The following is a 21163-nucleotide window of genomic DNA, read 5'->3' as shown; positions in this document are numbered from 1 at the left end:
TCGACATGAACACCCAGACCATGACGGTCAAGCGGGACGGCAAGACCTACAAGTCCATCCCGATCTCCGGCGGCAGCGCCGACCACCCCACCTACAACGGCCAGATGGTGATCTCGGAGAAGTTCGAGCAGACCCGGATGGACGGCTCGACGGTCGGCTTCGGCGGTGAGTACGACATCAAGGACGTCCCGCACGCCATGCGTCTGTCGTCGTCCGGCACCTTCATCCACGGCAACTACTGGGGCCCGTCCTCCGTGTTCGGCAACTCCGGCACCAGCCACGGCTGCGTCGGCCTGCGGGACAGCAAGGGCGGCGGTGGCGACACCCCGGGCAAGTGGTTCTTCAACGAGTCGCTGGTCGGCGACGTCGTCATCGTGAAGAACTCGCACGACCAGACGGTCAAGCCCGACAACGGCCTCAACGGCTGGAACCTGTCCTGGTCCGACTGGAAGGCGGGCAGCGCGGCCTGACGGACGGCGCTCCCAGAGCAGCTGCACACAAGGCGGTGGCCGGTCCCGGGCGGGACCGGCCACCGCCTTGTGTGCAGGGGGCGGGCTTATACCTAGGGGCGGGCCTCAGGGGCGCGGTTTCACCGGACCGTGCGGATGCGCCGGACCGTGCGCAGGCGCCGACCTGGGTGGATCAGCCGGTCCGGTCGGCTTCGCCGGGCTGGGGGGATGCGCCGAGCTGGGGGGGGGATGCGCCGGACCGTCCGGCTCCACCGTGCTCCGCAACGGAACCTCCCGTACGAGCCAGGCGGCCGCGAAGCCGAGCACGGCCAGCGCCGCGGCGCCGGCCAGGACGCCGTGCAGCCCGCTGGTGACCGCCGCCCGGTAGGCGTCCCGCACCGGTGCGGCGAGCCCGTCCAGCACCTGCGGGGTCAACTGCCCGGCCCTTTCCGTCAGCCGGCCCGCGGCACCCTCCCCCAGCCGGTCGGCGAGCCCGCTGTGCAGCCGGCCGGTGAAGACGGCGCCCAGCAGGGCGACGCCGAGCGAGCCGCCAACCGTCCGCAGCAGCGTCACGGTGCCGCCGGCGGCGCCCATGTCACGGGGCTCCGCGCTGTTCATGGTGATCAGCATGGTGCTCTGCATGACGAACCCGATGCCCATCCCCGCGAAGACCGTGAGCCCGGAGGCCAGGCCCGTCGCGGTCTCCCTGCCGAGCAGCAGCAGGACCAGCACGCCCACGGTCAGCACCCCGCCCCCCAGGATCGGGTAGATCCGATAGCGCCCGTTACGGCTGATCAGTGCCCCGGTGCCGAGCTGCACGCCCAGCATCCCGAACATCAGCGGCAGCAAGAGCAGACCGCCGGCCGTCGGCGACAGGCCCTGCACGAACTGCATGTACTGCGGCAGATAGCTGGTCACCCCGAGCATCACCGCGCCGATGAGAAAGCTCAGAATCTGGGCCAGGGTGAAGTTGCGGCTGCGGAACAGCCGGGGCGGGATGACCGGCTCCACGGCCCGCCGCTCGACCCGTACGAACCAGGCCAGCGCCACCACGCTCACCGCCGCCAGCCCGAGGATCTGCGGTGACCTCCACCCGTACCGGACGCCACCCCAACTGGCCAGTAGGGTCAGCGCAAGGATGGCGCCGGAGAGCAGCACCACACCCGGGTAGTCGATCCGCGCCGTGCTCCGTTCCGCGCGGCCCAGCCGGATCCAGCCCCCGACGATCGCCAGCGACACCACCCCGATCGGCACATTGACGTAGAACGCCCACCGCCAGCTCAGCTGGTCCGTGAGAAAACCGCCGAGCAGCGGCCCGCCGATGAACGCGACCGGCATCATGGCACCGATCATCGACTGCATCCGGCCGCTGTGCCGCGGCGGCACCAGCACACCGATGATCGAGAGCGCCCCGACCATCAACCCGCCCGCACCCAGCCCCTGCAGGGCCCGGAAAGCGATGAGCTGCGCCATGTCCTGCGCCAGCCCGGACAGCATCGACCCGGCCAGAAAGAGGGCGACCGCCGCCATGAACGTGCCCTTGCGGCCGTAGAGATCGCCCGCCTTCCCCCAGATCGGTGTCGCCACGGCGGTGGTGAGCAGATAGGCCGTCACCACCCACGACAGCTGGTCCAGCCCGCCGAGCTCCCCCACGATCGTGGGCAGTGCCGTGCCCACGATCAGACCGTCCACCATCGCCAGGAACATCCCGAGCAGCAGCCCGAAGACCCCTAAGTAGAGGGACCTCGGGGGGCGTCTCCCCCTGGGTGTCCCGCCGGCCGTCCCTCCCGCCCGGTCGGCCGCTTCCGTCGTGCCGTTGACCGCCACTGCTGTGCCCCCTCGCGTGTACTGCGTATCGATCGGATACAACGTACACATCGACGTGTACAGCGTCTACTGCTGATACGTTGTACGCGATGCTTCGGCTGGACCCGGGAAGGAAGTGAGCGCCATGACCGGCAAGAAGGCCGGCGCAGCCAAGGACGGGCAGCCGTTGCCGTCCGGGTCGGCCCCGGAGACGCCGGACACGTCCGACGCGGCGGCGGTCTCCCTCTGGGAGCGCCTGGACCGTCCGGCGCCGGCGCCGCGGGCCACCCTGACCCCGCAGAAGATCGCCGCGGCCGCCGTACGCATCGCCGACACCGACGGCATCGACGCCGTCACCATGCGGCGCCTGGCCACCGAGCTGGGCGTCGCACCCATGGCGGCCTACCGCTATGTGTCCGGCAAGGCCGACGTCCTGGACCTGATGACGGACGCGGTCTACGCGGACCTCACGCTCCCCGACGACGTCGAGAACTGGCGCGACGTGATGCGCGCCAACGCGCTGCGCTCCCGGGAGATCGTGCTGCGCCATCCCTGGCTCATCCAGATCTCCTCACCGCAGTCCTTGCGCGCGCTCACCCCTCACCGGATGGCCGCGGCCGAGCGTGCGCTCGCCTCCCTGGACGGGCTCGGACTCGACAGCGACGCGATGATGGCCGTACTCGGGACCGTCAACTCCTATGTGCACGGGGCGGTTTGGGCCGAGTGCGCCCAGTATTTCCTCATGCGGGAGCAGGGCTGGGGCAGCAACGACGATCTACGGGTCGCCCTCGCCCCCCAGATGCGCTACCTGATCGGCACCGGGCGCTACCCCACCTACCACCGCTATCTCCTCGAAGCCACCCGCAAGGACGACCCGCAGTGGCGCTTCGAAACAGGCCTCGACAGCGTCCTCGACGGCATCGCGGCCCGGCTGGGGATCTGAGCGGCGGCTCCCCAAAGCGGTCAGCGGACAGCAGTCAGCGGACAGCGGACAGCGGACAGCGGACAGCGGGCGCCAAAGCTTCAGCGGCCGTCGGATGCTCGATGCTCCGACGGCCGCTGGGCCGGTCTCGGGGGCCGTGGGGCCCCGCTGACGGGGCGGTGGCGCCCCGGCTGACGAGGCAGTGGGCCCCGGCGGGGGCTTACGGGTGGTAGCGCTCGGCGATCTTCGTGGCGGCGCCGCCCGTCACGGTCACCCGGACGTCGATGTTGCCCATCTTGGCCGCCTTCCGTGCGTCGTCGAGGGTGCAATGGGTGGTGCCGTAGCCGGCGGCGTCCGTGTGAACGCGGCCGTCGGGGGCCTCGCAGAGCGCTGCCGCACCGAGCGCCTTGGTGCTGTCGAGGAGGTGGAACGCCTGCTCCGGACCACTGTCCGGGGCCACAGTGAGCTTGTCCTCGGTGAGCCACTTCAGCTTGCCGGCCCAGGTGCCGCTGACGCCCGTACGGCCGGCGGAGGCACCGCCCTGTCCGCCCGAGCCGCCCGTCGCGGAACCCTGGCCTCCGGTGGTGCTCGTGTGCGACGCGCCCTTCCCCGCGGCGGCCCCGGAGCCACCGCCCGCCTGCCCGCCCGTCGAGGACGAGCCCGCGGAGGAACCGCCCGAGGAGGAACCGCCGGAGGACGCGCCCCCGGACGTGGCATCCCCCGCATCCGAGCCGCCGTTCGCGGCCTGGCCGTTCGCGGCCTGGCTGTTCGCGGCGGAGGGCGCGGCCGACGCCTTGTCGTCCCCGTTCTGGCAGGCGGTCAGCGAGAGCGCCGAGGCGGCGATGAGGGTAGCGACGGCGAGACGACGACCGCGGCGCAGGGCGGTGGTGGCGAGCGACATTGAGGATTCCCCCGGGGTGGTGAGTGGTGCCTGGTAGCGGGTCTCGGATGCCGGGTACCGGGTGCCTGGTGTTCGGTGATTGGTGACCGGTGACGGGTGACCGGTGACGGGTGACCGGTGACGGGTGTCTGCTGTCCTTCGGCGTGACTGCTGTCCTTCGGCGTGACATCCAGGACTCTCGTCGTGGCTGCTAAAGATCTACTAACGCACGAGTAACTTCGCTCCACGTCCCGTCAGAACCCGCCCTGGAGCCGGGAGAGGGGAGGGGAGGGGAGGGGAGGGGAGGGGAGGGGAGGGACGAGCGCGCCGAGGCCTCCACCGGGTGTCGGCGGAGGCCTCGGGGTGTGCGGGAGGAGACGGGGCTCAGGCGGGGACGGGGCTCAGGCGGCGGCGGTCACTTCGGCCTCGCCCTCGGCCGGCGAGTCCGCCGCGCGGGACCGCGGTGGCTTGCGGAGGCCCTTGAGGAGGATCACCAGGGCCGCGCTGACGCCCGTACCCGCGGCGATGGCGAGCAGGTAGACGAACGGCTGGCCGATCAGGGGGACGACGAAGATGCCGCCGTGCGGGGCGCGGAGGGTGCAGCCGAAGGCCATCGACAGGGCTCCGGTGACCGCGCCACCGGCCATCGCGGCGGGAATGACGCGCAGCGGATCGGCGGCGGCGAAGGGGATCGCGCCCTCGGTGATGAAGGAGGCGCCGAGCACCCAGGCCGCCTTGCCGTTCTCCCGCTCGGCCTTGGTGAAGAGCCGCCCGCGGACGGTCGTGGCCAGCGCCATCGCCAGCGGCGGCACCATACCGGCCGCCATCACCGCGGCCATGACCTTCAGGCTCCCCTCGTTGGGGTTGGCGAGGCCGCCGACCGCGAAGGCGTAGGCGACCTTGTTCAGCGGCCCGCCCAGGTCGAAGCACATCATCAGGCCGAGTATCACGCCCAGGATGATGGCGTTGGCGCCGGTGAGGCCGGACAGCCAGTCGGTCAGGCCCTTCTGCAGCGCGGCGATCGGCTTGCCGATCACGAGGAACATCAGGAAGCCGACGATCGCCGAGAAGATCAGCGGGATGACCACGACCGGCATGATGCCGCGCAGCACCGGCGGGATGTCCACCCGCTGAATCGCCATCACCACCGCACCCGCGATCAGTCCGGCGATCAGACCGCCGAGGAAACCCGCGTTGATGGTGAGCGCGATGGCGCCGCCGACGAAGCCGGGCACGAGACCGGGCCGGTCCGCCATGCCGTACGCGATGAAGCCCGCCAGCACCGGGACGAGGAAGCCGAAGGCGACGTTGCCGACCTGGAAGAGCAGGGCCGCCCAGCTCGTGGATTCGGTCCACAGGAAGTGGTCGGCGACGGACGGCGCCTTGTTGATCGTGTAGCCGCCGATGGCGAAGGCGAGCGCGATGAGCAGACCGCCCGCGGCGACGAACGGGACCATGTAACTGACGCCGGTCATCAGCCACTTACGCAGGCGGGTGGCGAAGCCGTCACCCCTGGCGGCGTCCTTGTCCATGGGCGCAGCGGCACGCACGGGGGCCGACACCTCACCGCGTTCGGCCTTCCGCCGCACCTCGGCGATGAGTTCGGCGGGGCGGTTGATGCCCGCCTTCACCCCGACATCGACGGTCGGCTTCCCGGCGAACCGCTCCTTCTCCCGCACCTCGACGTCATGCGCGAAGATCACACCGTCCGCGTCCGCGACGAGCTGTGGATCGAGCCGCTTGAACCCTGCCGAGCCCTGGGTCTCGACGGACACCTCGACGCCGGCGGCCTGTCCGGCCTTCTCCAGCGATTCGGCAGCCATGTAGGTGTGCGCGATGCCGGTGGGGCAGGAGGTGATGGCGACGATACGGAAGGGAGCGGCCGGGGCGGGGCCCTTGGGGACGGCGCCGGGGGCGGCATCGGGGACGGCGTCGGGGACGGTCTCAGGGACAGCTTCGGGGGCGGCCTCAGGGGCGGCCTCAGGGGCAGCTTCGGGGGCAGCCTCCGTCTCGGAGGGAGTCTCAGGGGTGGTCCCAGGGACGGTCTCAGGGGCGGCCCCAGGAGCAGTCTCGGGGCGCGCGTCCTCGTCCGGCGCCGGGGCCGCGGGCTCCTCCGCCGGCGCGTCCCCGCGGATCAGTGCCGCCGTGCGCTCCGGTTCGGTGGCGGACCGCAGCGCGCCGGTGAAGGACGCGTCCATCAGATGCCGGGCGAGGGTCGAGAGGATCGACAGGTGGTCCGCGTCGCCGCCCGCCGGTGCCGCGATCAGGAAGATCAGGTCGGCCGGCCCGTCCGGCGCACCGAAGTCGATGCCGGAGGCGCTGCGGCCGAAGGCCAGCGTCGGCTCCGTGACATGCGCGCTGCGGCAGTGCGGAATCCCGATCCCGCCGTCCAGACCGGTCGGCATCTGGGCCTCCCGTGCGGCCACGTCCGCGAGGAAGCCCTCCAGGTCGGTGACCCGACCGTGGGCGGCCATCCGCTCGGCCAGGGACCGTGCGGCGGCGTCCTTCGTTTCTGCGGACAGGTCGAGGTCGACCAGTTCCGCGGTGATCAGCTCACTCATCGCGGGCTCCCTTGCACGCGGTACCGCCGTGCGGGCGGTGGGGACGGAACGGGGGGTGGCTGGCGCGCCTCCCGGCATGGGCCGGAGGGCGGGAACGAGGGGTCGCGGAGGACCAGGAGGCGCCCGGGGGCCGGGAAATCACAGGGGGCCAGGTGGCCACAGGGGGCTGAGCGACCACAGGGGGCCAGGTGGCCGCGGGGATAGCAGGCGTAAAGACGGCAGACGCAGGAACAGCAGGCGCCGGAACAGCAGGCGCCGGAACAGCAGACGCAGGAACAGCAGACGCAGGAACAGCAGACGCAGGAACAGCAGACGCAGGAACGGCAGGCGCAGGGACGGCCACCACGGCGACGGCAGACACAGGAACGGCCGCCGCGGCGACGGCAGGCGCGCCCGTCATGACACCGGCTCCGTCAGCACGCGGTGGAGCGGTACCGCATCGGTGGTCGTGACCGCCGAGGTCTCCAGATCGGCCGGCGTCGGCATCAGGCTGCCGGGCAGTTGGACGGCGGCCGCGCCATGGGCCAGCGCGGCGGCCAGCGCCATCGGTCCCGTACCGCCCGCGGTGAGGAACCCCGCCAGTGAGGCATCGCCCGCGCCGACATTGCTGCGCACCGCGGCGACCGGGGCGCTGCCGAAGTAGGCGCCTTCCGCGTCGACCAGGAGCTGGCCGTCCGCCCCCAGGGAGGCCAGTACGGCGCGGGCACCCCCCGCGCGCAGTTCCTCGGCCGCCTTGACCGCATCGCCGAGGGTCGCGAGCGGCCGGCCGACGGCCTGCGACAGCTCCTCGGCGTTCGGCTTGACGATGTCCGGTCGCTCGCGCAGCGCCGCGATCAGCGACGGGCCCGAGGTGTCCAGGGCGATCCGGGCGCCGGCGCGGTGGGCGCGGGCCACCAGCTCCGCGTACCACTCGGGCGCCAGACCGCGCGGCAGACTGCCGCAGCAGGCGATCCAGTCGGCCCCCACCGAGCGCTCGCCGACCGCGCTGAGCAGCGCCTCGGACTCGTCCGCGGTCAGCTCGGGCCCGGTCGCGTTGATCTTCGTCAGGGTGCCGTCCGGTTCGGCGACCGAGATGTTGGAGCGGGTCTGGCCGGCCACCTCCACCCCTGCCACCTCGATGCCCTCGGCGTCCAGCAGAGCGGCCAGCGCCGCGCCGGCCGGGCCGCCCAGGGGCAGGACGGCCAGGGTGCGGTGTCCGGCGGCGGCGACCGCCCGCGAGACATTGACGCCCTTGCCACCGGGGTCGATCCGGTCGGCGGTGGCCCGGAGCACGGCCCCGCGGTCCAGCGCCGGGATCTCGTACGTCCGGTCCAGGCTGGGGTTGGGGGTGACGGTGAGGATCATGCGCGTACTACTTCCGTGCCCGCGCGTTCGATGGCGAGGGCGTCGTCGGGGCTCAGGCCGGTGTCGGTGATGAGCAGGTCCACATCCGACAGCTCGCCGAACCGGGCGAAGTGCTGCTGCCCGAACTTGGCGGAGTCGGCGAGGAGGACGACGCGGCGGGCCGCGGCGATCAGTGTCCGCTTGACGGCGGCCTCCGCGAGGTCGGGGGTGGTCAGGCCGCCGTCGAGCGAGAAGCCGTTGGTCGCGAGGAACAGCACATCGGCGTTGATCTCTCGGTAGGCGCGCAGCGCCCAGTCGTCGACCGCGGCCCGCGTACGGTGCCGGATCCGGCCGCCCACGAGGTGGAGGGTGAGCCCGGGGTGGTCGGCCAGCCGCGCGGCGACCGGCAGGCCATGGGTGACGACGGTCAGCTCGGCCTCCAGCGGGATCTCGGCGGCGAGCCGGGCGGCGGTCGTACCGGCGTCCAGAATGACGCTCCCGGAGCCGCCGGAGCCGCCCGGGCCGCCTTCGCCACCGGGAAGCTCGGCCAGCGCGGCCCGCGCGATGCGCTGCTTCTCGTCGGCGGCGACGGCGTCCCGCTCGGCGAGGTCGGGCTCGAAGTCCAGCCGGCCGGCCGGGATGGCCCCGCCGTGCACCCGGCGCACCAGGCCTGCCCGGTCCAGGGCCTTCAGATCACGCCGCACGGTCTCGGCGGTGACCTGGAACTCCTCCGCGAGGGAGAGCACATCGACCCGGCCGCTCTCACGGGCGAGCCGCAGAATCTCCTGCTGGCGCTCCGGTGCATACATCAGCGTGTCTGTCCGTCCCATGCCCGAACCTGTGGTTTCGACGCGATGCTACGTCGACACCTTCGCGAAGTAAACACAAATGGACTTCACGCAGACTCAAACAGACATCGGGGCGACCGAGCGGGTCTCCCGCTCCCCGCGGGCTTCCCCCCGCGGACACAACAGAGCCCCGACGCCACGAAGGGCACCGGGGCTCGTCCTCTACAGGCACAGGCCTTGCCATGGATGTCGGCACGCGCGAGAGCGCGCACCTGTCATGCGGCGGCGTCGAATCCCGTGTCACGCGCCATCCGCTTCAGCTCCAGCAGGGCGTGCTTCTCGATCTGCCGGATACGCTCCCGGGTCAGACCGTGCTGCTTGCCGACCTCGGTCAGCGTGCGCTCCCGGCCGTCCTCTATGCCGTACCGCGCCTTGATGATCGAGGCGGTGCGGTGGTCGAGCCGGTCGATCAGATCCTCCAGCTCCTCGCTGCGCAGCAGCGTGAGCACGGACTGCTCGGGCGAGGCCGCGGAGGTGTCCTCCAACAGGTCGCCGAACTGGGTGTCGCCGTCGTCGTCCACCGACATGTTGAGGCTGACCGGGTCGCGCGCCCAGTCGAGTACGTCGGTGACGCGGGCGGGCGTGGAGCCCAGCTCACCGGCGACCTCCGCCGGCTCCGGATCACGGCCGTTCTCACGGTTGAACTCGCGCTGTACCCGGCGGATCCGGCCCAGCTCCTCGACGAGGTGCACGGGCAGCCGGATCGTGCGCGACTGGTCGGCTATGGAGCGGGTGATGGCCTGGCGGATCCACCACGTCGCATAGGTCGAGAACTTGAAGCCCTTGGCGTAGTCGAACTTCTCCACGGCACGCACCAGACCGGCGTTGCCCTCCTGGATCAGGTCCAGCAGGGGCAGCCCGGCACGCGGGTAGCGACGGGCGACCGCGACCACCAGGCGGAGGTTGGAGCGGATGAAGACATCCTTGGCCTTCGCACTCTCCTCCACCAGCGCCTCCAGCTCCTCGCGGCTGGCGGCTGCGGCATTGCCGTCGGTGACCTCGCCGTCCAGGATCTGCTGGGCGTAGACGCCCGCCTCGATGGTCTGGGACAGCTCCACCTCCTTGGCGGCGTCGAGCAGTGGCGTACGCGCGATCTCGTCGAGGTACATGCCGACCAGGTCGCGGTCGGCGATCTCCCCGCCTACGGCGCGAACGCTGTGGGCCCCGTCAGAACCGCTGCTGCTTTCCTGACGGCGGGCGACGGCACGGGTTGCCATGCGTGTGCTCCCTTTGCGATGAGTCGGTCGCGGGACGGTGGGCGGGCCGGAAGGGGCATCGAAACCGATGCTCACGTAGCGACCCGTCCGAAGGAAACAACGGCTGGAATCCGGACAGAATTCCCACGCCGCCCCGCTATTTTTCTGATCATGCAGTACCCTGCGCGCCCAATTACGGAGGTCCCATGCTGCGTGAGCAGGGAGAAGTGCAGGTCAGGGCGGGCGCGGAAGCTGACCTTCCGGCCCTTACGGATCTTTACAACCACTACATCCGTGAGACGTGCATCACCTTTGACCTGGAGCCCTTCACTCCCGGCCAGCGCCGCCCGTGGCTGCTCTCCCACCCCCAAGACGGCCCCCATCGTCTTCTGGTTGCCCAGGAAGCGACAGATCGCACGAAAAACCCGCACAACGGGTCGGTGAGCGAGGCGCGGGCCGGGGCTGCGGCGCCCGAGTCGCGGGCCGGGGCTGCGGCACCCGAGGCAGGCCACCCCGCAGGCGCGCTGCTCGGCTATGCGACCAGCAGCGCGTTCCGCCCGAAGGCCGCACACGGAGGTGGGCCGCAAGTTCGGCCGCTACTGGGACGTGGCCTGGTACCAGAAGGACCTGGGCTGACCCTGCTCCGTCCCGGCCTTGCGACCCGCCGTTCCGGTTGACGCGGACCGCCCCCGGGTGTCGCCTGGTGAGGAGGGTCAGCGGGACAGCGAGGCAGCGGGACGCATCGAGAGGAGCCCGTCATGGACCAGCACGCTCACCGGCACGAGGCAAGGGCCGCCCGCTCACACGGCACCGTCGACACGGAACACGGCGCGACGGCGAACGGCCGGTCCCGCGACTCGCAACGGGCGCCGCGACCGGCCGGCAAGGCAGGCATGGCGGAGCGGGCCAAGCGCATCCCGGCGACCGTCTCGCTGCCGATCGTCACGGCCCTCGCCTTCGGCTGCTTCACCATCTTCCGCACCCACACCGACGGCATCAAGGGCGGCCCGGCCATGCTGTACGGGCTGGCCGCGGCCGTGGTGTCCGGCGTGCTGGGACTGTTGGTGGCCCACTTCCAGTCGTCCATGATCACCGAGACCCGGGCGATCGCGTACGGCGCGCTCTTCGGCTGCTCGATTGGCTGGGTCTACAGCCTCGGCGGGGAATCGATCCTCAAGTCGTCCGCCTTCGGCTTCACCATGGGCGCCGTGATGTTCGTCGTCGCCCTGTACATCTTCCGCACCCACCGCGTCCGCGAGCCGCACGGCATCCACCGGCCCCACGAGCCCCACCGGACCCACAGGGGCGACAGGGACCACAGCCTCCCCGTGGCCACTCACTGAGCCGGCCTGCTGACGGTTGACCCCGCGGCACCCGCCTGTGACGCCTGTGCGCGCCCGTCACGCCACTCGCCACGCCCGCCGGCCACGCCACTCGCCACGCCCGCCGGCTTTACGCCGCCGGTCACTCCCCCGGTCACGCCATCCGTGGCGTCGCATCGCAGGACGTCCGCCGGATGGTGCGCAGCGGCCGCCCCGGCACCCAGCTCTCCAGCACCACATACGGATCCTCGACGGACGTGTGCACCGCCTCCGTCAGCTCCGCCCGGAAGAGGTGAAACGGGTCCGGCGGCTGCACCACCGCCGCATAGCGGGCGACCACCTCGGGGTCCGTCACCTCCACCGCCCGCCCGGAAACCCGTGCGTCGCCTCCGGACAGATCGGTGCCGGGTCCCGGATTGGCATGCAGCGAGAAGCGGGGGTCGCGCCGCAGGTCAAGCACCTTGCGCGAGCCCACCATCATGCCCAGCCACAGCTCCCCGTAGCGGAAATCCGCCTCCAGGCCGGTGAGCCGCGGCCCGCCGTCCTTGCGGAGGGTCGCCAGAACGTGGTGCCGGTAGGCCCCGAACCGCTCCCGCACCCGCCCGGCGAATTCCGGCGCCGCCGCCTCGACCACCGACCAGCCGACCGCACCGCCCCCGACTCCCCCACGCCCCTCGGCACTTCCGCCGCCTCCGACGTTTCTGCCGCCGCCGATGCCCCCGGCCCACGTGCTCTCACTCGTCATGGCAGCACCCTTCCCCCTATACCCGACACCCTCTGTCCGGTATCGAGACCGATACGGACACGGACACAGACACAGACACGTATACGGATGCGGACACGGACACGGACACGGACACGTATACGGACCGCGGTGGGCGAACGGTGAGGGAACGGAGTGAGGGAACGGAGTGAGGGCCGGCGCCAACGGCCGGTGCCAACCTGGCGCGAGCTCCTTGCTGAGTGGTGACCGCGCCTGTTACCCGGCATCGCGGGCGCCGCCACCCATCCGGCGATCCGTGTGGGCCACGCCGTACGCAGCCTTCTGACGGAAGGTGAGGACACCCCACGGACCGCGGAGTTCACCCACGCCCTCGGATACTGGGCCGCCCGCCCTCTGCCCCTGCCCACCGCCGTGCGCCCCGGGCCTCACGAACGGCCTCCGGAGCGGCGCCGCGCCCGCCCCTCAGCCGAACTGCACCGACCGCTTCGCCAGCCCCATCCAGAACCCGTCGATCACACTGCGTCCACGGTCCAGCTGGGCATGGGCATCCGCGGCCCCCAGCGTCACGAACAGCGGGGCGAAGTGCTCGGTGCGGGGATGGGCCAGCCGGCCGGCCGGCGCCTTGTGCGCGAAGTCGAACAGCGCGTCGAGGTCCTGGGCGTCCAGGGCCCGGCGCCCCCAGTCGTCGAACTCCGCCGACCACGCCGGCGTACCGCCGCCGTCGTGCCGCAACGCAGCCAGATTGTGCGTGAAGAAGCCGCTGCCGATGATCAGTACACCCTCCTCGCGCAACGGTGCGAGCTTGCGCCCGATCGCGTGGAGCCGGCGCGGATCAAGCGACGGCAGGGAGATCTGGAGTACGGGGACATCGGCGTCCGGGAACATCTCCACGAGCGGCACATACGCACCGTGATCGAGTCCCCGGTCGGGGATGTCCACCACGGGCATGCCTGCCGTCCGCAGCGTTTTGCGTATCCGCTCGGCCAACTGCGGCGCCCCGGGGGCCGGGTACCGCACCTGGTAGTAGTGCTCCGGGAAGCCCCAGAAGTCGTAGACGAGCGGCACGGTCGTGGTGGCGCCGAGTGCGAGCGGCGCCTCCTCCCAGTGCGCGGAGACGATCAGTACGGCCCGGGGACGCGGCAGCTGTGCGGACCAGGCGGCGAGCTGGCCCGGCCACGACGGGTCGTCGGCCAGCGGCGGCGCACCATGACTGAGATAAAGAGCCGGCATTACGGACATCGCAACCCCACAGCGTCACACTTGTCAGTAGTCGGTGCGCGTGACGCTTCGGCCGCCACACCCCCCACGATGCTTGAAGGTTCAAGCGTCGACTTTCAGGATAACGCGGCCTTGTTAAATCTTAAATAACTCTCCGAGTGGTGAGAGAGTGGATGGTATGAGCATCGAACCCGCAACCGAGCCACGGTGGCTCAGCGACGAGGAGCAATTCGCCTGGCAGTGCTACCTCCACGCCACCACGCTCCTGGAGGACCACCTCGACCGTCAGCTGCAGCGGGACGCCGGGATGCCGCATGTTTACTACGGACTGCTCGTCCAGCTCTCCCGTGCACCGCGGCGCCGGATGCGGATGACCGAGCTGGCCCAGAACGCCAAGATCACCCGTTCCCGGCTCTCGCATGCGATCGCGCGGCTGGAGCGGAACGGCTGGGTACGGCGCGAGGACTGCGCGTCCGACAAGCGGGGCCAGAACGCCCACCTCACGGACGAGGGCATGCGAGTCCTGGAGAAGGCCGCCCCCGGGCATGTCGCCGCCGTACGCGCCGCGATCTTCGACCGGCTCTCCCCCGAGCAGATAGGCCAACTGGCCGAGATCTGCCAGGTCATGACCGAAGGGCTGCAGCCGAAAGGCGCCGACCTCCCCTGGCTCCGCTGACCGGCGGCGGAGCCGGAGACGGCCGGCAGCCGCAGGGCGGGCGGGGCTGCGCACGAACACGAATGCGCCGGGCCAGTGAGGCCCGGCGCACCCATGAGTCAGACCGGCGCACCCATGAGTCAGACCGGCGCACCCATGAGTCAGGCCGGCGTACCTATGAGTCGGGTAGGAATGCGGTAAGAGTGCGCGGCGAAGGCGGCGGAGGCGACGTGGCCCCGCCGGCGCACAAGCTCACCGGCCCACGAGCCCGCGCGGCCGCGCCCCGCCACCGCGGGATCAGTGCGCCATCACCGGAACGGGCACCTCGTCCTCATGAACCGCACCCGCGCCCGCGCCCTCACCGTCCGCCGAGGAGGCCACCGGCCGGCTGCCGCCCGGCCGTCCGGTGTTGATGAAGGTGAAGGCGATCACGCCTGCCAGGGCCAGGATGCCGACCGCCCACCAGATGGCCGTGGTGTAGCCGTGCACCATCGACTGGAGCTTGAGCAGATCCAGCGAGCGCGCACCGGCCGCATGCGAGGTGGCGTACGCGGTCGTGGCACTGGCCGCGATGGTGTTCAGCAGGGCCGTACCGATCGCGCCGCCCACCTGCTGCGAGGTGTTGACCATCGCGGAGGCGACACCGGCGTCCCGCGGCTGCACCCCCTGCGTGGCCAGTGACATGGCCGGCATGAACGCCGTACCCATGCCGAGACCCATCAGCAGGAAGCCGGGCAGGATCAGTGCCGGGTAGGACGTGTCCAGGTCGATCTGGGTGAGCACCAGCATGCCGAGCGCGGCGACCGTGAAGCCCGGCGCCATCAGCAGCCGCGGGCGGACCCGGGTCATCAGCCGGGCACCGATCTGCGTCGAGCCGGTGATCATGCCGACGATCATCGGCAGGAACGCCAGACCGGTCGTGACCGGCGTGTAGCCCTTCACGATCTGCAGGTAGTAGGTCAGGAAGAGGAAGAGACCGAACATGCCGATGACGGCCAGGCCCAGCGACGCGTAGATGCCGGCCCGGTTCCGGTCCGTGACCACCCGCAGCGGCAGCAGCGGGGCCTTCACCTTGGACTCGACCAGCACGAACGCCAGCAGCAGGACGACGGCCGCGGCGAACAGGGCGAGGGTCCAGCCGGCCAGCCAGCCGTCGGACTCGGCCCGGGTGAACCCGTAGACCAGGGAGACCAGGCCCAGCGTGGCCAGGATGACGCCGGGGACGTCCAGCCGGGAGGTGTTGCGGCTGCCCGCGGGCTCGCGGATGACCAGGTACGCGCCGGTCGCGGCCACCACGGCGAACGGGATGTTGACGAAGAAGGTCCAGCGCCAGTTCATGTACTCGGTCAGCACCCCGCCGAGGATCAGGCCCACGGCGCCGCCGCCACCGGCGATCGCGCCGAAGATGCCGAACGCCTTGGCGCGCTCCTTGGCCTCGGTGAAGGTCACGGCCAGCAGCGACAGCGCGGCCGGCGCCAGCAGCGCCCCGAAGACCCCCTGGAGCGCACGCGCGCCCAGCAGCATCCCCTGGTCCGCCGCGGCCCCGCCGAGCGCGGAGGCAGCCGCGAACCCGACGAGCCCGATGATGAAGGTCCGCTTGCGCCCCCACAGGTCGGCGACGCGCCCGCCGAAGAGCAGCAGCCCACCGAAGGCCAGCGCGTAGGCGGTGATCACCCACTGCCGGTTGGCGTCGGTGATGCCGAGGTCCTGCTGTGCGGAGGGCAGCGCGATGTTCACGATGGTCGCGTCGAGAACGACCATCAGCTGGGCGAGAGCGATGAATATCAGCGCTTTCCAGCGCCGGGGATCGACGTACGGGGCGGTTTCAGGCATGGCGGGATCCACCTAGTGGTGCGGTGAGCGAACAGGAGCGAAGTACGGGACGTGCGGAACGAAGTACGGGACGTGCGAGACGTGCGAGACGTACGGGGTGTGCGGGAAGCGTCAGCCGGATGCGGCGCGCGCCCCGGCCTACGAGCGGCGCCTCAGGTCGTCCAACGTGGCGGCCGATCCGGGGAGTTCAGAACGGGCGGGCGCCTGCAGACCGTCCAGGAACAGCTGCAGATGACGGTGTACGAACTGGTCGAAGTTCGTACAGTTGCTGCCCGGCAGCGGCCGGGTGAGCTGGGTGATCGCGACCATCAGATCACCGACGGCGAGGTCGGTACGCAGTTGGCCGCTGTCGCGCGCGGCACCCATGACGGCCTCGACGGCCGCTTCCAGGCGTTCGCGCGCCGCGAGCAGATCGGGGTGGTCTCGGTCGACGCCGTCGGAGAGCAGCGGGCACAAGGCCCCGATCCGCTCCTCCACCGCAGCGTGGACAAAGCGCCTCAGCGCTTGGAAAGCATCGGGCTCCTCGGCAAGGGCACTCTCCGCGCGGTCCGCGGTACGGGCCATGACGGCGAGCGTGACGTGGTGGATCAACTCCAGGCGATCCGCAAAGTGGCGATAGAGCGTCGCATTGCCGACACCCGCACGTCGAGCGATTTCATCGAGCGGGACCTCGGGCCCGAACTCGACCATCGTCTCGCGGGCGGCCGCAATGATCCGCTCCCGGTTGCGCAGCGCATCGGCCCGCAGGCGGGGCTGCCGGCCCTTCAACGCGGTCTTCGCGCATGCGGCGACGGCAGTCACGGCAGCTCACTCCCCTCAAGTCTCGACACTTCCGGAAGGCCCGGATTTTCGGACGTACGCCGCCCAGCCCGTCCGGTCGGGTGACCGACGACCGACGAGGCCGACCGGCCGTCCGACGACCCGGTAGCCGGGCAGCCGGCCGGGGCCGCCACGAACCGGGGAATCGCTCCCCGGTTCCTCGGACCTCTGGTTAAACGGGGACCACCTCCCCGGATATTTCATGACCCCGTGTGACCTGAAACACACTCACCCATGACCTGAACCACACTCACCCGCGACCTAAACCGCGCTCACCCGCCCACTCCAGGCACCCCCGGACCAGCAGAAGTCAGGCCCGAGCAGTCCAGACCCGCCCCCCCATGCCCGACCCGTCCCGCTCCATCCCGACCCATCCGGACCCATCCCGACCCATCCGGCCCCGCCATGACTCCAGTTGACGTAACCCCGCGCGCGAGCGATCACCCATGAACACAAGGTGATCGATATGAAGCACAAGGTATCCGCGGTTCTGGCCGTCGGCGCCGCCACGGCGGCCGCGGCCATAGCGCTGGGCTCACCGCCCAGCGCCGTCGCCATACCTACCGCGCCCGGCGCCTCGCCGAGCGGCCCGTGCGCCCTGCGCGGCATCAGCGACGACGTCGCTGAATCCGCGGACACCCCCGCCGGCTACGCCCGCTCGGTCGGCGTCGTCAGGGCGCTCACCCTCTTCATCGACTTCCCGGACGCCCCCGCCACGCTGTCCCCCCGCGCCCGCTTCTCCGAATTCTTCCCGGCGGCGACGGACTACTTCCGCACCAGCTCGTACGGCAGGCTGACCTACCACCCCATGCCGCTCTTCCGGTGGATCCGCATGTCCCGCCCGCTCGCGGCGTACGACATCGGACGGGGCGCCAGCTTCGACCCGGCCTCGGACGGCGGCTATCACGCCCTCTCCCGGGAAGTCGTCCGCGCCGTCGACCCGATAGTCGACTTCCGTGACTACGACGTCATCAACGTCATCGCCACCCCCAACGCGGGCCCGCCCGCGACCCGTACGGTCCTGTCGGTCACCTTCAGCGGCGGCGACATGGGGCTGAAGACCGCCGATGAGGTGCCGTTCCGGAATGCGTCCTTCATCTGGAGCCGGCAAACCGGGGTGAGTGCCTTCCGCGTGCTCAACCACGAGAACGCCCACAGCTTCGGGCTGCCCGACCTCTACTTCACGGACGACCGCGACGCCCCGCCCCCGGTAGGGCACTGGGATCCGATGGACGAGGACTGGGGGCCGAGCAACGACTTCGTCGGCTGGCACAAGTGGAAGCTCGGCTGGCTGTCCGCCGGCCAGGTGCACTGCGCCCCACGCCGCGGGACGCCCGGCGAACACACCCTCACCCCGATCTCCACCCCCGGCGGCACCAAGATCGTCGTCATTCCGACCTCGCCCCACACCGCCCTGGTCGCCGAGGCCCGCACCCGCAGCCCGCTCGACCCCGCGGTCTGCCGGCCCGGCGTCCTCGTCTACCGCGTCGCCACCGACGTCCCCTCGGGCCGCGGCCCGATGCGCATCGTGGACGCCACCCCGCACAGCGACGGCTGCTACCAGGACAACAAATACGTCGACCCGGAACTGACCGACGCCACCTTCCTCCCCGGCGACACCTATACGGACCGTCACAGCGGCGCAGCCGTCACCGTCCTGACGGAGAACCCGGACGGCACCTACCGCGTACGGGTGACCCCGGCACGCTCCTGACAAAGACCACCGAACCCCGGCGCACGCCCGCCGAGGTCAAGCGAACCGCACCACCAGCACCCGTCCCCGCTCCCCCTGCTCTCCCCAATTCCCCTGCCTCCCCTCACGCCTCCCCTCACGCCCCACTCTTCCCACCGCTGCTCCCCCGCCCCTCCTCCCGCCAGTGCCGGCGCCCGATGCTGATCAGCCGCAGCTGCCTACGGGCCACCTGCACCACCTGCTCGGCCGCCCCCTCGACCCCGTCCGCGTCCGCGTCGAGCAGCGCCGCGGCCGTCGTCACCAGCCGGTCCACGTACAGCTCCGCCAGCATCCGCACGTCGTCATCGCGCCACCCTTCCGACACCGGCTGGGACTTGAGCGCCGCCGCGACCTCCTCCGCGAACCGGTCCATCTCATCCGCGATGGCCTGCCGCACGGCCCGTACACCCCCGTGCCGCTCGCGCGCCACAAACCTGATGTGCAGCGGATAGCGGCGCACATGCCGCTCCACGACCGCGACCGTACGGTCGATCCGCTCCTCGGCCCCATCCTGCTCGGCCAGGATCGCCCGCACCATCGCATGCAGGCTCCCCAGCGCCTCCTCGACCAGGGCGACGCCCAGCTCACCCATGTCCCGGAAGTGCCGGTAGAACGCGGTCGGGGCGATGCCCACCATCCGCGTCACCTCGCGCAGCCCCAGGCTGCTCAGACTCTGCTCCTCCAGCAGACCGAGCGCCGCGTCGAGCAACGCCTGACGGGTCTTCTGTTTCTGTGCCTGCCGGACTCCAAGACTGTGACTCATGTCATCCAGTAAACAACCGTTCTCTGAACTACTCCACCCGTGGGCGGTCGTAGACTGAAGGAACTGAGTGAACAACTGTCCTCTGGAACCGGAAAGGAAGATCATGCTCTTCCTCGTCGCAGCCCTCCTCCTGATGGGGATCATGCTGGGCACCGCGGCACACCTCCCCGTCCCCGTCACCCTCGTCGCGGCCGCCGTCATCGCCGGCTGGCTGCTCGTCTTCTTCCTCCGTGAACGCCGCCACCACGCCGAGGTGACCTCCCGATGACCACGCTCAGCGAAGCCACGCCCACGACCTCGCCGACGACGCCCGCGCCCGCGCCCGCGCCGGCCACGGAAGCCAAGGATTCGCACCGGTCCACTCCCCGCCCCCGCCCCCAGGCGGACGGCATGGCCGTCGCCTCTTTCATCCTCGGCCTGCTCGGCACCCTGGTCCTGAACATCCTTCTCGGCCCCTGTGCCCTGGTCCTCGGCGGCCTGTCCCTGGCCCGCGGCACCACCCGCCGCGGCCGCGCCCTCCTGGGCATCACCCTCGGCGCCGCCGACCTGCTCCTCCTGGCCTTCCTCACCAGCACGGACGGCACCCTCAGCTGGCACATCGGCGGCTAACACCCCGCCCCCGGGCCACCACTGCACCAACCGGCCCGACAGCAGCGCCCCACACGATGGCGGTGGTCACCTCGACCACCGCCATCGCACGTCCCGCACCCCCTCCCGCACCCCCTCCCGCACCCCTTTCCCCCACCACGAGGCCACGCCCGCCCCTCATCCCCAACAGAAGCGAACTACAGCGAACGCATCAGCTACCCTGTCAGGGGCTCAGGCCTTGCCTCCGTAGCTCAGGGGATAGAGCACCGCTCTCCTAAAGCGGGTGTCGCAGGTTCGAATCCTGCCGGGGGCACAGAAGAAGAGGCCGGTCCAGGAGGGTTTCCTCCTGGACCGGCCCTTACTCGTTTCAGGGCTCTGCCCTACGCGCGCCACTACGTCTGCTACGTCGACGCGGAGTCGCCTGCCGTCGGCAGACCCCCTCCACCGCATTGGCGTCTAACGGGTGAATCAGGTCATTCGGCGCGTGGCGGTCAGTGTGACAGCGGGAAGGTCATCTGCACACCGGACATGCGATGGGCAGGGAGCGTCCCGATGCCGAAGTTCCTGATCCAGGCCACCTATACGTCCGAGGGCACCAAGGGGCTGCTCAAGGAAGGCGCGAGTGGGCGCCGCACTGCCGTCGACCAGGTCGTCACGGCCCTCGGCGGGAAGGTCGAGTCCGTGTACTTCGCCTTCGGAGAGGACGACATCGTGCTCATCATCGACCTCCCCGACCCGGTCTCCATGGCCGCCATCAGCCTCACCGTCAAGGCCAGCGGGGCCTTGCACACCCGGGCCACGCCCCTCCTCACCGTCGAGGAGATCGACGAGGCCGCCCGCCGGCAAGTTCCCTTCCGCGCCCCCAGCGTGTAGAGCGAGGGCGGGGATCGTTCCGCCTCACAGGCTGCGTCACGGGCCGCACACAGTGCGCATGGCGTCGCATTTACCGAAGACGACCGTGCCGTCGGGCTGGATGTCCACCGACCGCAAGTCGTGCGTGAGGGAGCGGTGGCGGGCAATCAGTGGTACTCCGCCGTGTGTCCGCGCCTGACATCGACGACGTCGGACAGTGGCGTACAGAAGCGACTCGGCCCGGACGGTGAAGGGCGCTGTTCCGCTTCTTACTGATAACGGAGTGGTCCGCGTAGACCCGCACCATGGTGGCGGTGTACCCACCTGCTCGAAGAATTCGTCGAGAGCAAGGCCACGAGAGGGCGAGGACGCTTGATCGGCACATTGGTTCTTCGCCTGGTCAGGGGAAACCTGCGCTACTGCCTGCTTCTTGGCCGTGGTCCCTGGGAAGGGGACGAGTTGCCGATTACTCCAACTCCTGCAAGAGCGTGCACGACGATTTTACTGCCGATAGACGCAAACACTTCAGGGACCATTTCCACCACCCGCTTCCAGAGTTTCATCACCTGCTTGTGAAACCGCTTCATGGCCGTGGCGATGAACCGCCTGACCACCCACGACAAGAGGAACTTCAACACCAGAGTTGCAGCGAACAGCCTCCAGTCCCCGACC

19 protein-coding genes, 1 tRNA gene and 1 pseudogene are annotated in these 21163 nt (G+C 70.6%); 10 read left to right on the top strand and 11 right to left on the bottom strand.

Annotated features, from left to right (window positions below; genetic code table 11):
• The coding region (locus ACGFR7_RS31070) for a L,D-transpeptidase (protein ID WP_393325604.1) at window positions 1–470 on the top strand (470 nt) is incomplete at its 5' end.
• Between the two features lie 105 nt (window positions 471–575).
• Here the strand turns inward: ACGFR7_RS31070 and ACGFR7_RS31065 are convergent.
• On the bottom strand, window positions 576–2327 hold the full coding sequence (locus ACGFR7_RS31065) for an MDR family MFS transporter (RefSeq protein WP_393325603.1): 1752 nt from the start codon (window positions 2325–2327) through the stop codon (window positions 576–578).
• A 73-nt stretch (window positions 2328–2400) separates the two neighbouring features.
• Here ACGFR7_RS31065 and ACGFR7_RS31060 point away from each other — a divergent pair, with 73 nt between their 5' ends.
• Complete coding sequence (locus ACGFR7_RS31060) at window positions 2401–3198, top strand: TetR/AcrR family transcriptional regulator (protein ID WP_393325601.1); 798 nt, start codon at window positions 2401–2403, stop codon at window positions 3196–3198.
• A 199-nt stretch (window positions 3199–3397) separates the two neighbouring features.
• Here the strand turns inward: ACGFR7_RS31060 and ACGFR7_RS31055 are convergent, their stop codons facing one another.
• The 5 genes from ACGFR7_RS31055 to ACGFR7_RS31035 all read right to left on the bottom strand — a co-directional run bounded on the left by ACGFR7_RS31055 (window position 3398) and on the right by ACGFR7_RS31035 (window position 10006).
• Complete coding sequence (locus ACGFR7_RS31055) at window positions 3398–4078, bottom strand: hypothetical protein (RefSeq protein ID WP_393325599.1); 681 nt, start codon at window positions 4076–4078, stop codon at window positions 3398–3400.
• Window positions 4079–4458: 380 nt separating this feature from the next.
• A complete protein-coding gene (locus ACGFR7_RS31050; protein ID WP_393325597.1) occupies window positions 4459–6618 on the bottom strand; it encodes a fructose-specific PTS transporter subunit EIIC in 2160 nt (719 codons plus the stop codon).
• 396 nt (window positions 6619–7014) lie between these two features.
• Window positions 7015–7962, bottom strand: a complete 948-nt coding sequence (pfkB, locus tag ACGFR7_RS31045) for a 1-phosphofructokinase (protein ID WP_393325595.1) — start codon at window positions 7960–7962, stop codon at window positions 7015–7017.
• The gene (locus ACGFR7_RS31040) at window positions 7959–8750 is read right to left on the bottom strand and encodes a DeoR/GlpR family DNA-binding transcription regulator (RefSeq protein ID WP_393325612.1); all 792 of its coding nucleotides are present in this window, start codon (window positions 8748–8750) and stop codon (window positions 7959–7961) included. The genes pfkB and ACGFR7_RS31040 overlap by 4 nt, the downstream gene beginning before the upstream one ends.
• 254 nt (window positions 8751–9004) lie before the next feature.
• A complete protein-coding gene (locus ACGFR7_RS31035) occupies window positions 9005–10006 on the bottom strand; it encodes an RNA polymerase sigma factor RpoD/SigA (RefSeq protein ID WP_393325593.1) in 1002 nt (333 codons plus the stop codon).
• Between the two features lie 185 nt (window positions 10007–10191).
• Here ACGFR7_RS31035 and ACGFR7_RS31030 point away from each other — a divergent pair.
• Window positions 10192–10621 (top strand): annotated as a pseudogene (locus ACGFR7_RS31030) (GNAT family N-acetyltransferase).
• 122 nt (window positions 10622–10743) lie between these two features.
• Window positions 10744–11328, top strand: a complete 585-nt coding sequence (locus ACGFR7_RS31025) for a hypothetical protein (RefSeq protein WP_393325591.1) — start codon at window positions 10744–10746, stop codon at window positions 11326–11328.
• Window positions 11329–11461: 133 nt separating this feature from the next.
• Here ACGFR7_RS31025 and ACGFR7_RS31020 read toward each other — a convergent pair whose 3' ends face one another.
• Window positions 11462–12052 (bottom strand): pyridoxamine 5'-phosphate oxidase family protein, encoded by a 591-nt coding sequence (locus ACGFR7_RS31020; RefSeq protein ID WP_393325589.1) that lies wholly within the window; start codon window positions 12050–12052, stop codon window positions 11462–11464.
• A gap of 441 nt (window positions 12053–12493) precedes the next feature.
• On the bottom strand, window positions 12494–13261 hold the full coding sequence (locus ACGFR7_RS31015) for a DODA-type extradiol aromatic ring-opening family dioxygenase (protein ID WP_393325587.1): 768 nt from the start codon (window positions 13259–13261) through the stop codon (window positions 12494–12496).
• A gap of 166 nt (window positions 13262–13427) precedes the next feature.
• Between ACGFR7_RS31015 and ACGFR7_RS31010 the strand changes: the two genes are divergently transcribed.
• Window positions 13428–13925, top strand: coding sequence for a MarR family winged helix-turn-helix transcriptional regulator (locus tag ACGFR7_RS31010; RefSeq protein WP_392380365.1), 498 nt, complete (start codon window positions 13428–13430; stop codon window positions 13923–13925).
• A gap of 276 nt (window positions 13926–14201) precedes the next feature.
• Here ACGFR7_RS31010 and ACGFR7_RS31005 read toward each other — a convergent pair whose 3' ends face one another.
• Both ACGFR7_RS31005 and ACGFR7_RS31000 read right to left on the bottom strand, forming a co-directional pair.
• Window positions 14202–15737: an MFS transporter gene (locus ACGFR7_RS31005; protein ID WP_393325585.1), complete on the bottom strand. Its 1536-nt coding sequence runs from the start codon at window positions 15735–15737 to the stop codon at window positions 14202–14204.
• Between the two features lie 138 nt (window positions 15738–15875).
• On the bottom strand, window positions 15876–16538 hold the full coding sequence (locus ACGFR7_RS31000; protein ID WP_393325584.1) for a TetR/AcrR family transcriptional regulator: 663 nt from the start codon (window positions 16536–16538) through the stop codon (window positions 15876–15878).
• A gap of 484 nt (window positions 16539–17022) precedes the next feature.
• Between ACGFR7_RS31000 and ACGFR7_RS30995 the strand changes: the two genes are divergently transcribed.
• On the top strand, window positions 17023–18270 hold the full coding sequence (locus ACGFR7_RS30995; RefSeq protein ID WP_393325582.1) for a M6 family metalloprotease domain-containing protein: 1248 nt from the start codon (window positions 17023–17025) through the stop codon (window positions 18268–18270).
• A 115-nt stretch (window positions 18271–18385) separates the two neighbouring features.
• On the opposite strand, the gene ACGFR7_RS30990 is transcribed toward ACGFR7_RS30995, so the two are convergent.
• Window positions 18386–19051, bottom strand: a complete 666-nt coding sequence (locus ACGFR7_RS30990) for a TetR family transcriptional regulator (RefSeq protein WP_393325580.1) — start codon at window positions 19049–19051, stop codon at window positions 18386–18388.
• A gap of 67 nt (window positions 19052–19118) precedes the next feature.
• On the opposite strand from ACGFR7_RS30990, the gene ACGFR7_RS30985 reads away from it, so the two are divergent.
• The 4 genes from ACGFR7_RS30985 to ACGFR7_RS30970 all read left to right on the top strand — a co-directional run bounded on the left by ACGFR7_RS30985 (window position 19119) and on the right by ACGFR7_RS30970 (window position 20512).
• Entirely contained in the window at window positions 19119–19319 is a 201-nt protein-coding gene (locus ACGFR7_RS30985) for a hypothetical protein (protein ID WP_355778126.1), read from the top strand.
• Entirely contained in the window at window positions 19316–19660 is a 345-nt protein-coding gene (locus tag ACGFR7_RS30980) for a hypothetical protein (RefSeq protein ID WP_393325579.1), read from the top strand. Before ACGFR7_RS30985 ends, ACGFR7_RS30980 begins: the two co-directional genes overlap by 4 nt.
• 219 nt (window positions 19661–19879) lie before the next feature.
• Window positions 19880–19952 (top strand) — tRNA-Arg (locus tag ACGFR7_RS30975).
• A 239-nt stretch (window positions 19953–20191) separates the two neighbouring features.
• Complete coding sequence (locus ACGFR7_RS30970; protein ID WP_393325577.1) at window positions 20192–20512, top strand: GYD domain-containing protein; 321 nt, start codon at window positions 20192–20194, stop codon at window positions 20510–20512.
• Window positions 20513–21163: the final 651 nt, after the last annotated feature.

This window comes from Streptomyces sp. NPDC048516 (genome assembly GCF_043199875.1).
GTDB lineage: Bacteria > Actinomycetota > Actinomycetes > Streptomycetales > Streptomycetaceae > Streptomyces.
This window is presented reverse-complemented; position numbering and strand designations above follow the sequence as displayed.